General features: G+C 71.3%; 12 protein-coding genes. All 12 read right to left on the reverse strand.

The window, feature by feature from the left end:
* Positions 1 to 15: 15 nt before the first annotated feature.
* Positions 16 to 207 carry an acyl-CoA carboxylase epsilon subunit gene (locus ABD211_RS31710; RefSeq protein WP_344139946.1) on the reverse strand — a complete coding sequence of 64 codons (192 nt, stop codon included), beginning with the start codon at positions 205 to 207 and terminating at the stop codon, positions 16 to 18.
* A gap of 10 nt (positions 208 to 217) precedes the next feature.
* Entirely contained in the window at positions 218 to 1780 is a 1563-nt protein-coding gene (locus tag ABD211_RS31715) for an acyl-CoA carboxylase subunit beta (RefSeq protein WP_344139949.1), read from the reverse strand.
* 1 nt (position 1781) lies between these two features.
* Positions 1782 to 2651, reverse strand: a complete 870-nt coding sequence (locus ABD211_RS31720; RefSeq protein WP_344139952.1) for an alpha/beta hydrolase — start codon at positions 2649 to 2651, stop codon at positions 1782 to 1784.
* A 7-nt stretch (positions 2652 to 2658) separates the two neighbouring features.
* The gene (locus tag ABD211_RS31725) at positions 2659 to 4125 is read right to left on the reverse strand and encodes an FAD-dependent monooxygenase (RefSeq protein WP_344139955.1); all 1467 of its coding nucleotides are present in this window, start codon (positions 4123 to 4125) and stop codon (positions 2659 to 2661) included.
* Positions 4115 to 5557, reverse strand: a complete 1443-nt coding sequence (locus ABD211_RS31730) for an FAD-dependent monooxygenase (RefSeq protein ID WP_344139958.1) — start codon at positions 5555 to 5557, stop codon at positions 4115 to 4117. The genes ABD211_RS31725 and ABD211_RS31730 overlap by 11 nt, the downstream gene beginning before the upstream one ends.
* Positions 5558 to 5561: 4 nt before the next feature.
* Positions 5562 to 6506: an aromatase/cyclase gene (locus tag ABD211_RS31735; protein ID WP_344139961.1), complete on the reverse strand. Its 945-nt coding sequence runs from the start codon at positions 6504 to 6506 to the stop codon at positions 5562 to 5564.
* 22 nt (positions 6507 to 6528) lie between these two features.
* Positions 6529 to 7314, reverse strand: a complete 786-nt coding sequence (gene fabG, locus ABD211_RS31740) for a 3-oxoacyl-ACP reductase FabG (RefSeq protein ID WP_344139963.1) — start codon at positions 7312 to 7314, stop codon at positions 6529 to 6531.
* A 15-nt stretch (positions 7315 to 7329) separates the two neighbouring features.
* Entirely contained in the window at positions 7330 to 7587 is a 258-nt protein-coding gene (locus tag ABD211_RS31745; protein WP_344139965.1) for an acyl carrier protein, read from the reverse strand.
* A gap of 46 nt (positions 7588 to 7633) precedes the next feature.
* Positions 7634 to 8854: a ketosynthase chain-length factor gene (locus tag ABD211_RS31750; RefSeq protein ID WP_344139968.1), complete on the reverse strand. Its 1221-nt coding sequence runs from the start codon at positions 8852 to 8854 to the stop codon at positions 7634 to 7636.
* On the reverse strand, positions 8851 to 10122 hold the full coding sequence (locus tag ABD211_RS31755) for a beta-ketoacyl-[acyl-carrier-protein] synthase family protein (RefSeq protein WP_344139971.1): 1272 nt from the start codon (positions 10120 to 10122) through the stop codon (positions 8851 to 8853). The genes ABD211_RS31750 and ABD211_RS31755 overlap by 4 nt, the downstream gene beginning before the upstream one ends.
* Positions 10119 to 10448 carry a TcmI family type II polyketide cyclase gene (locus ABD211_RS31760; protein WP_344139974.1) on the reverse strand — a complete coding sequence of 110 codons (330 nt, stop codon included), beginning with the start codon at positions 10446 to 10448 and terminating at the stop codon, positions 10119 to 10121. The genes ABD211_RS31755 and ABD211_RS31760 overlap by 4 nt, the downstream gene beginning before the upstream one ends.
* Positions 10449 to 10475: 27 nt before the next feature.
* Positions 10476 to 10740, reverse strand: a 265-nt coding sequence (locus ABD211_RS31765) for a biotin/lipoyl-containing protein (RefSeq protein WP_344139977.1), incomplete at its 5' end; no start/stop codon positions are given.

A 10740-nucleotide genomic window follows, 5' to 3' on the forward strand; every position in this document is an offset into this window, starting at 1 on the left:
TCGTTGTGGTCCTGGTCAGCGCCAGCTCACCGGACTGCGGTACTCGCCGCCCGGTCCGAGACGGCGCCAGTGGATCCGGGTCCGGCGCCGGTGACGCGGAGGGTGGCGGTCGTCGCCGATCGCGGCCCGCGCCATCAGCACCACGGTCAGGGCCGCCAGCTCGTCCGGCGCGAGCTCGGCGTCGATGATCCGGTACAGCGTGTCCACGGAAGGCCTCCTACTGAGGTGGGTTGCCGTGCTTGCGGGCAGGCAGTTCGGCGTGCTTCGTGGTCAGCATCCGCAACGCCCGGATCAGCACGATCCGGGTCTCCGCCGGATCGATCACGTCGTCGATCAGGCCCCGCTCCGCCGCGTAGTACGGATGCATGAGTTCCTCTTTGTACTCCCGCACCAGCTGGGCGTACGTCGCCTGCGGATCCTCGGCGGCGGCGATCTGCCGGCGGAAGATGACGTTCGCGGCGCCCTCGGCACCCATCACCGCGATCTCGTTCGAGGGCCAGGCGTACGAGAGGTCCGCCCCGACGCTGCGCGAGTCCATCACGATGTACGCGCCGCCGTACGCCTTGCGCAGCACCAGGGAGATCCGTGGCACGGTGGCGTTGCAGTACGCGTAGAGCAGCTTCGCCCCGTGCCGGATGATCCCGCCGTGCTCCTGATCCACTCCGGGCAGGAAGCCCGGCACGTCCAACAGCGTGACCAGCGGAATGTTGAACGCGTCGCAGAACTGCACGAACCGGGCCGCCTTCTCGCTGGCCCGGATGTCCAGCACGCCGGCCAGCGCCTGCGGCTGGTTCGCGACGAAGCCGACCACCTGCCCGTCCAGCCGGCCCAGGGCGACCACCACGTTGGTCGCCCACCGTTCGTGCACCTCCAGCAGGTGCCCGGCGTCGCTGAGCTCCTCGATCACGTCACGCATGTCGTACGGACGGGAGCCGTCGGTCGGCACGAGATCGACCAGCCGGTCGCACCGCCGGTCCGCCGGGTCGTCGGTCGCCTCCGCCGGCGCCGTCTCCCGGTTGTTCAGCGGCAGCATTGACAGCAGGAAGCGGACGTCCTCCAGACAGGCCCGCTCGTCGTCGTGCACGAAATGGGCCACGCCCGACACCTCGCCGTGCACGTCGGCCCCGCCGAGCGCGTTCTGGCTGACCCGCTCGCCGGTCACCGCGGCGACCACGTCCGGGCCGGTGATGAACATCTGCGCGGTGTCCCGCACCATGAACACGAAGTCGGTGAGCGCGGGCGAGTACGCCGCGCCCCCGGCGCACGGGCCGAGCATCACGCTGATCTGCGGGATCACCCCGGAGGCCCGGGTGTTGCGCTGGAAGATCCCGCCGTACCCGGCGAGGGCCACCACGCCCTCCTGGATCCGGGCGCCCGCGCCGTCGTTCAACGAGACGAGCGGAGCCCCGGCGGCGATCGCCATATCCATGATCTTGTGAATCTTCTGCGCGTGTGCCTCACCCAGCGCACCGCCGAAGATGCGGAAGTCGTGCGCGTAGACGAACACGGTCCGGCCGTACACCGTGCCCCAGCCGGTGATGACCCCGTCGGTGTACGGACGCCGGTCCTCCAGCCCGAACCCGGTGGCCCGGTGCCGCCGCAGCGGTTCCACCTCGCTGAAGGAGTCCTTGTCCATCAGCAGGTCGATCCGCTCGCGGGCGGTCAGCTTCCCCCTGGCGTGCTGCCGCTCGGTCGCGGCCGGGTCCGGTCCGGCGGACACCAGCCGCTTGACCTCCCTCAGTTCGGCGAGCCGGTCCTTCGTGTCCGCGAGATGGTTCACCTCATATCCCCCTCACCGCGATGAGTTCCTCGACGAATCCGATGACCCGCAGGTGGTAGGAGCGGGCCGTCCGGCCGAGGCTGATGTTGTGGCCCGCGTGCACCTGCCGCTCGGTGCTCACCCGGGGCGCCGCCCCCAGGTGGGACCGCAGGTCGGCCAGGGTCTCCGGGTCGTGCCGCCACCACGGCTCGTACTCCGCGAACGTGAACCGGACCGGCACGCGGACCGCCGGGGCCAGCTCCCGGAAGGTCCGCGGCCAACGGCCCGCCTCCTCCGTCTCCCGGGCGGGCAGCGGCGCGACCACGGTCCTGCTCTCGCGGAACGTGCTCGGCGGGTACAGCCCCAGCGGTCCCCAGCTGGCGACCCTGGTCCGGCCGGCGCCCGCGCCGGGCAGGTCCGCGTCCGGCACCGCGTAGCGGTGGCCGCAGCCGGAGATGTCCAGGCCGAGCAGGTCCGGCACCGCGCCGCCGCCGGCCAGGGTCAGGGCCACCTTGCCGCCGAACGAGTGCCCCAGCACGACCAGACCCGCCCCGACCGGGTACCGGTCGGCGAAGTCCCGCACCGCGGCCGCCACCGTCGCGGCCTGGTCCGCCAGGTACTGCCCGTCCGGCAGGTGCGCGGCGGAGTGCCCGTACCCGGGCCGGTCGAGCGCGAGCACGGTCATGCCCAGCTGCGCCCCGAGGCGGAGCAGGGAGGTGCCCGGGTCGGCCAGCCCGTGGAAGTACGCCGCGCTCATCCCCGCGCCGTGCAACGCCAGGATCGTCCCGCGTGCCGGGCCGGCCGGTGTGCCCAGCAGCGCCGACAGGGTGATCCCGGCAGCGTTGAGGGTGATCGGCCGGACCCGGACCGCGGTGGCGACCGCCGTGGTCATCGTGACCTCACGACCCGACGTCCACGGGGTTGCCGAACCAACGGCGCAACTCGACGTCGAGGTCCTTCGGTTCGTCGCCGGCCCAGGCCACATACCCGTCAGGACGGACCAGCAGGGCGCCGCCGCCGAGCGACGACGTGCCGCTCTCCCGGCCGGTGGCGACGATCACCCGGTCCGGCCAGCCGGCCGCGACCGCCCGCACGCCCGGGTCGTCGGTCAGGTCGAGGAGCACGCCCTTGCCGTCGTGCAGCAGTTCCTGGGTGCTGGTCTCGCCGTCGGCGGTGGTCAGCCTGCGCGGCGGGATCCGCCTGCCGAGCAGCGGGTGGTCCCCGTCGCCCAGGTCGTACCGGATGTCCAGGCCGCTGACGATGCCGGCGAGGTGGCGCTTGTTGTCGTCGTTCGCGATCAGCTCGGTGAACAGTTCGCGCAGCGGGTCCGCCTCCTCGCCACCGAGGAAGATCATGCCCTGGGCGCGGGTGTTCATCAGCAGGCGGACGCCGGCCGGGTGCCGTTCGGCGTGGTACGTGTCCAGCAGGCCCTCCGGGGCCCAGCCGCGCACGGTCGCGGCCAGCTTCCAGCCCAGGTTGACCGCGTCCAGCACACCGGTGCTCAGCCCCTGCCCACCGGCCGGTAGGTGGATGTGCGCCGCGTCCCCGGCGAGGAGGACCCGGCCGCGCCGGTACTCACTGGCCTGCCGGGTGGCGTCGGTGAAGGAGCTGACCCAGTCCGCGGAACCGTGCCTGATCGACTCTCCGGTGATCCGCTCCCAGGCGTCCGCCACCTCCTCGAACGTGGTCTCCTGGCCCCGGTCGCCGGCCGGGGTCCCGTGCTCGCAGACGATGATCCGGTCCACCTGCGGGCCCAGCGGGGCGGCCATCACCATGCCGCCCTGCAGCTTCTCGCCCAGGAAGCGGGGCTTGAGCCCACACCCGACAACATCGGCCAGGTACATGCCCCGGGTCGCCGGGGTACCCGGGAACTCGAACCCGGCCAGCCGGCGGACCGTGCTCTGCCCGCCGTCGCAGCCGACCAGGAACGCGGCCCGCAGTTCCCGCTCACCGTCCGGGGTGGTGAAGGTGGCCCGGACCCCGTCCCCCTCGTCGACCAGGCCCAGCAGCTCCCAACTGCGGCGCAGCTGCGCGCCCTTGCCGGTGGCCCACTGCTCCAGCACCGCCTCGGTCTGCGACTGCGGGATGCCCCGGGCGCCGAAGTGGCCGTCCTCCAACACGCTGTAGTCGAACTGGATCCCGCCGAAGTGGCCCATCGGGCTGGTCTCCAGCGGACCGAACAGGGGCAGGATGCCCCGCTGGTCGAAGGTCTCCATGGTGCGGGCGGTGAAGCCCAGACCACGGGACTGGCCGGTCGGCGCCGCGAGCTTGTCCACCACGACGACCTCGACCCCGCCGAGGCGCAGTTCCCCCGCGAGCATCAGGCCGGTGGGTCCGGCGCCGACGATGATTACCTCAGTGTCCACTGGGGTGTCCCTTCTCCGGATTGTCGTTGTCCGCCATCGCGGCGGGTGGGCCGAACCAACGCGTGAGCGCTGCCCGTGCCCGGTGTGGCGCCGAGCCGACCCAGGCGATGTGGCCATCCGGGCGGATCAGCACGGCGTCCCCGTGAGCGATCAGCGGCGGTGTCGACACCGGGCGCACCCGACCCGCCCACGGACGGGCGAGCCGGGCGAAGGATCTGCCGGGCACCGCCAGCAGCCCCTGGCCGTCCCGCTGATCCAGATCGATCACCCGGGTACCCACGGCGGGGTGGTCCTCCGGGCCCCCGGGGTACCGCACGTCCAGCCCGCTGATCATTCCGGCCAGCAGCGCACGGTTGTGTTCCGCCGGCACCAGCTCGGCGAGCAGGGCCCGCACCGGTTCGACCGAGGCGTCGTCGAGCAGCAGCTTCGCCTGGGTCCGGATGTTGGCCAGCACCCGCCGGCCGACCGCGTGCCGCTCGTCGTGGTACGTGTCGAGCAGCCCTTCGGGCGCGGTCCCCCGCGCCTGCGCGGCGAGCTTCCAACCGAGGTTGACCGCGTCCTGAAGACCCAGGTTCAGCGCCTGCCCGCCGATCGGCATCTGCACGTGGGCGGCGTCACCCGCGAACAGCACCCGACCGTGGCGGTACGAGGTGAGCTGCTGGTTGGCGTCGTCGAACGTGTTGACCCAGATCGGTTCGCCGGCGCTGATGTCCTCCCCGGTGACCCGCTTCCACACGTCCGAGACCTCGGCGAAGTCCGGTTCCGCCGAGCGGTCGGGGACCTCGCGGCCGTACTCGTGCACCATCACCCGGGTGACGCCCTGCGGATTACGCGCGGCCACCGCCATCCCCCGGTCCAGTCGCTCGAACCGGCGGTTGCGGATATCCAGGCCGCGTACGTCCGCACGGAGCAGTTCGCGGGTCGCGGGCCAGCCCGGGAACTCGGCGCCGGTCAGCTTCCGCACCGTGCTGTCCTGTCCGTCGCAGGCGACCAGGTAGGCGGCGCGCACGGTGCGGACCCCGGTCGGGGTGTCCGCCTCGACCGTGACCTGGCCACCGTCGTCGGTGACCGCCCGCACCGCCCAGCCCCGGCGCACGTCAGCGCCCAGGTCGACCGCCCACCGGCCGAGCAGCTCCTCGGTCCGGGTCTGCGGCACCTTCCATTGCCCCGAGAATCGGCTGGGCAGCGTGAGATCCATCGGGATGCCACCGAAGTGCCCGCGCGGCTCGTGCGGCAGATCGCCGAACATCGCCCGCAGGCCCCGGCTGGCCAGGATCTCCATGGTGCGGGCGTGCAGCGTCGAGGCCCGCGACTCGGTCGTCGGTCGCTCCCGACGTTCCAGCACGATCACCTCGGCACCGCCGAGGCGCAGCTCACCGGCGAGCATCAGCCCGACGGGTCCGGCCCCGACGACGACGATCCGGGTGTCCATGGCCTCAGCGGTTCCGCTCGGCGTAGTCCTTGGCGTAGCCCAGGGTGGCCCGGCTGTTGGTGCTCAGCGCGTTCTGGACGTACGTGCGGGCCTGCGGGATCCCGGCCGCCGGGCCGAGAACGCCGGCGATGTTGTCCGGGTTGAGCACCACGGTGTGCTGCGAGGACGCGGCCACCCCCGCCTCGTTCTCGGTGAACGTCCACACGCCGGTGTGCACGGTCATCAGCGCGGGCAGCGTGATCTGCTTGTACGCGATCCGCTGGTGCGGGAACGTGACCCGGTAGGACTTGGTGCGGTGGGTCGAGCCGTCCTTGGTCCGGGTGTCCATCTCCAGGGTCTGCAGGCCGGGTACGTCCTCGGTGAGTTCCACCATGGCCACGTGCGGCAGCCGCTCGGCCCACAGGTGGGCGTCGTTGATGAAGTCGTACACGTCCTTCGCGGACCCGTTGATCTGGACCGTGTCGGTGAACTCGAAGGTCAGCTCCGCGGTGGCCGCCGCGGCCTCCACGATCCGCTTGAGGGCGTCCAGTTCGGACCGCGAGTTGCGGTCCACCGCCTCGTCGATCCAGGCCAGGTGCTCCGGGTCGTCGTCGACCGCCCGGTAGTCGTGCAACAGTCGGACCTTCGTCTCGTTCTCCGACACCGGCTCGAAGTGCCAGGCGCCACCCATCGCCGCGATCGGATGGGCGGAGACCTCCTGGCGGAAGGTGATCCGCAGGGCGTCCGGGTCGAGCTCGCGGCGGGAGGTCCAGTTCTTCGCCTCGCCCTTCGCGGTGGCCCAGATCCGGATCCGTTCACTGCGCGGCGTCCGCTCGACGTGGTCCACGAAGATGGTCGGCGGGAACACCTGGGGCCAGTTCCCGACCTCGGCGATCAGCCGGTACACCGCCTCCGCCGGGGCGGCGATGGTGATGTCGTGCTCTACCTCGCGCGGGGTGGACTGCGACATGTCAGGCTCCTCTTGTACGGGATCAGAAATTGCCGAGACCGCCGCAGACGTTCAGCGCCTGCGAGGTGATGGAGGCGGCGCTGTCCGAGGCCAGGTAGCCGACCAGGCCGGCGACCTCCTCCGGGGTGGAGTAGCGACCGAGCGGGATCTTCGCCTGGAACTTGGTGAGGATCGCGTCCTCGGTGGTCTCGTACGCGGCGGCGTACCCCTGCCGGACCCGCTGCGCCATGGGCGTTTCCACGTACCCGGGGCAGACCGCGTTGACCGTGATGCCAGTGGGGGCCAGTTCGTTGCCGAGCGCCTTGGTGAAGCCGACCACCCCGTGCTTGGACGCGGAGTACGGCGCGCCCAGGATCACGCCCTGCTTGCCCGCGGTCGAGGCGATGTTGATGATCCGGCCCCGGTCCTTGTGCCGCATGCCACCGGCGTTGAGCACCTCGCGCGTGACCCGGAAAACGCTGTTCAGGTTGGTCTCGATCACGTCGGACCAGAGTTCTTCCTCGATGTCCGCGGTCACCCCGCCACCGCTGCGTCCGGCGTTGTTGACCAGTACGTCGATCGTGCCGAAGCGGGTCACCGCCGCGGCGACGAAGTCCCGGACCGCGTCGGCCGAACGGACGTCGACCGGGGCGCCGTCGACGTCCAGGCCGTCCTCGCGGAGCTGCTTGACCGTCGAGGTCACCGACTCGGGGGTGCGCGCCCCGATGAACACCTGGTGGTTCTGGCTGGCCAGCAGCCGGGCGACCGCGAGTCCGATCCCGCTGGTCGCGCCGGTGACCACGGCCACCCGCTGTTCCTGTGCCGTCATCATGCGTTCCTTCCGTCAGGCCCGGGTCAGGGCGGCGTTGACCACGTCGAGCAGCGCCCGGGGGGTGGTCACGTCGGTGATGGTCGAGTCGTCCAGGGACACCGCGTACTCGCGCTCGATCCGGCTGCCCGCCTCCAGCAGGGCGAGCGAGTCGTACCCGAGCTCCTGGAAGCTGGTGTCGAGAATGTCGGCGTCGAGGTTGACTCCCTCATCCGCGCCGGCGACCTCGCGCAGGATCTGCTTCAGCTGGGTCAGGGTGAGCAGTTCGGACATCTGTCTCTTCCTTCCGATGGGTTCACTCGTGGTGCTACGGCACGTGTCACTCGGCGCGGTCGGAGCGGACCACCATCGCGGAGTTGAACCCGCCGTGACCCCGCGCCACGACCAGCGCGGTGCGTAGCTCCGCGGGCCGGGGCGCGGACACCACCAGGTCGAGTTGGTACTCCGCGACCGGGTCGACGTTGACTGTCGGCGGGATCAGCCCTTCCTCCATGGCCAGGAACGCCGCCGCCAGGTCGAGCGGGGCGGCACCGGAGTAGAGCCGGCCGGTCATGGTCTTGGGCGCGGTGACGGGCACCGCCCGCGGCCCGAAGACCGCGGCGAGGGCGTCCGCCTCCGCCCGGTCCAGCTCGGGCTCACCGGCGGCATCGGCGAACACCACGTCCACCTCGGCCGCGGCAACCCCCGCGTCGACCAGCGCGAGTTCGATCGCGGCCCGGAGCGCGGGTTCCCCACCGGAGCCGGGGCGCGGATCGAAGGTCGCGCCGTACCCGGCGATCTCGCCGTACACCCGGGCGCCCCGGGCGCGCGCGGCCGACGCGGACTCCAGGATCAGGATCGCGCCGCCCTCGCCGGGCACGTGGCCCCTGGCCCCCTCGTCGAACGGTCGGTACGCGAGTGCCGGTTCCTCGCAGGTGCTCAGCCGGTTGCTGGACTGCAGGGCCACCCAGCCCCACGGGCAGATGGTGGCGTCCACCGCGCCGGAGACGATCAGGTTCGTGCCCTTGCGGATCTGGCGCCGGGCCTGGGCGACCGCGTCGAGGCCGCCCGCCTGGTCGGCCACCACCACCCCGCTGGGGCCCTTCATGCCGTTACGGATCGAGATCTGGCCACTGTTGACGGCATAGAACCAGGCGAAGGACTGGTACGCGCTGACGTACTGGCTGCCCTTGCCCCACAGGTTCGCCAGTTCGCCCTGGCCGAACTCGAAGCCGCCGGAGAAGCTCGCGGTGATCACGCCCATGTCGAACGCGGACAGGTCCTGCGGCCGGATGCCCGCGTCGTCCAACGCCCAGTCGGCGGCGACCAGGGCGAGCTGGGTCATCCGGTCGGTCTGCGGCAGCAGTCGGCTGGGCAGCTGTTCCTCGGCCACGAACCCGGGAACCTCACCGGCCAGCCGGGCCGGGTACTGGTCCGGGGTGAACCGGGTGATCCGGGCGATCCCGCTCTTCCCGGCGCGGGTGGCGGCCCAGTAGGCGCGGGTCCCGAGACCGTTCGGGGCGGCGACGCCCAGGCCCGTCACCACCACGGCTGCGGTCATGCGACTCTCCTGTCGGATCGGGCGAGCACCATCGCGCTCTGGAAACCTCCAAATCCGCTCCCGACGGTGAGCACCGCATCGGTGACGTGGTCCCGGGCATGCAAAGGCACGTAGTCGAGATCGCATTCGGGGTCCGGGGTGTGCAGGTTGGCGGTGGGGGGAACCACGTTGTGCTTCATCGCCAGGATCGAGGCGGCGATCTCGATCGACCCGATCGCGCCGAGGGAGTGGCCGACCATGGACTTGATCGAGCTGACGGGAGTGCGGTAGGCGTGGTCGCCGAGGCTGTGCTTGAAGGCCGCGGTCTCATGCCGGTCGTTCTGCTTCGTGCCGGAGCCGTGCGCGTTGATGTAGTCGATCTCGTCGCCGTTCATCCGGGCCTCGTCCAGCGCGACCCGGATCGCTTCGGCCATCTCCAGCCCGTCGGGGCGCAGACCGGTCATGTGGTACGCGTTGCTGCGGGTGGCGTACCCGGCGATCTCCGCGTAGATGTGCGCACCCCGGCGCACCGCCCCGTCCAGCTCCTCCAGGACGAACACGGCCGCCCCCTCGCCCAGCACGAAGCCGTTGCGACTGCCGTCGAACGGCCGGGACGCGGTCGGCGGGTCGTCGTGCCGGGGCGTCGTCGCCTTGATCGCGTCGAAGCAGGCCATGGTGATGGGGGAGATCGGCGCGTCCGACGAGCCGGCGACCATGACGTCGACCGAGCCCTCCCGGATCAGGTCCGCCGCGTAGCCGACCGAGTCGATGCCGGAGGTGCAGCCGGTGGAGACCACCCCGGTCGGCCCCTGGGCGCCGACCGTCCACGCCACCTCGGCCGCGAACGAGCTCGGGACCAGGTAGTTGTAGAGGTGCGGGACGGCGTACCCGTGGTCCACCAGGTGCAGCCGGCCGCCGTCGCTGACCACCCGGTACTCCTCGTCCAGGCCCATGGTCGCGCCGACCGCGCTGCCGACGGTGACCCCGACCCGGTACGGATCGAACTCGTCGATCTCGATTCCGCTGTCCGCGACCGCGCCCCGCGCGGCCACCACGGCGAACTGCGCCGCCCGGTCCATCCGCCGGGTCTCCTGCGGGCTCAGCCCGTGCTCCTCCGGCGAGAAATTGATCTCCGCAGCCACCCTCGACCGGAACGGGCTCGGGTCGAAGAAACTGATCCGACGCGTCGCCGTGCGCCCGTCCGCGAGCAGCTCCCAGAACGCCTTCGTGCCCGTACCGCCGGGCGCGAGCACCTCGACCCCGGTGATGACCACCCTGCGCCCGGTCACGCGGACGCTTCCCACCGGTAGAACCTGGTCGCCATCGCGTCCGCCGGGGACCGCCAGGTCAACGGGTCGTAGGCCTCGATGTACGGCTTCAGGTCCTCGCTGATGGCGACGAACCGCGGGTCGGTCTTCGCCGCCTCGATGAGCTCCCCACCGTTGTCGGTATCGAAGTCCTGGAGGTGGAAGTAGAGCCCCCGGTACATGAACAGCTGACGCCGCCGGGTGCCCATGCGGTGCGGCATCTCGGTCTCGTCGAACCTGCCGAAGAGCGCGGCGACGTCGGCGCTGGAACCTGGTTCCATCCGGGCCACGATCAACGTGCTGTGCATTCTCATCGTCCCTTTCTCCGATCGGAGCTACGACAGGGCTTTGATCTCGCAGATAGCGGTTCCGCTGGTCACCACGTGACCAATCTCGGCGCTGAGGCCGACGACCGCGCCAGCCTTGTGCGCGGTGATCGTTTGTTCCATCTTCATCGCCTCCAGGACGACCAGGAGATCGCCTTCGGCGACGGTCTGACCGTCCACAACCGCGATCTTGACGATGGTTCCCTGCATCGGCGCGGTCACCGCGTCGCCCGAGGCGGCCGCCGCGGCCCGGCGGCTCGGCGGTCGCGACGAC

The sequence above is a fragment of the Luedemannella flava genome (genome assembly GCF_039528515.1).
Classification (GTDB): Bacteria; Actinomycetota; Actinomycetes; order Mycobacteriales; family Micromonosporaceae; genus Luedemannella; species Luedemannella flava.

Excerpts from the sequence above, each read along its gene's own strand:
- ABD211_RS31720 (WP_344139952.1), bottom strand. The coding sequence starts at position 2,651 with ATGACCACGGCGGTCGCCACCGCGGTCCGGGTCCGGCCGATCACCCTC.
- ABD211_RS31730 (WP_344139958.1), bottom strand. The coding sequence starts at position 5,557 with ATGGACACCCGGATCGTCGTCGTCGGGGCCGGACCCGTCGGGCTGATG.
- ABD211_RS31735 (WP_344139961.1), bottom strand. The coding sequence starts at position 6,506 with ATGTCGCAGTCCACCCCGCGCGAGGTAGAGCACGACATCACCATCGCC.
- fabG (WP_344139963.1), bottom strand. The coding sequence starts at position 7,314 with ATGACGGCACAGGAACAGCGGGTGGCCGTGGTCACCGGCGCGACCAGC.
- ABD211_RS31745 (WP_344139965.1), bottom strand. The coding sequence starts at position 7,587 with ATGTCCGAACTGCTCACCCTGACCCAGCTGAAGCAGATCCTGCGCGAG.
- ABD211_RS31750 (WP_344139968.1), bottom strand. The coding sequence starts at position 8,854 with ATGACCGCAGCCGTGGTGGTGACGGGCCTGGGCGTCGCCGCCCCGAAC.
- ABD211_RS31760 (WP_344139974.1), bottom strand. The coding sequence starts at position 10,448 with ATGCACAGCACGTTGATCGTGGCCCGGATGGAACCAGGTTCCAGCGCC.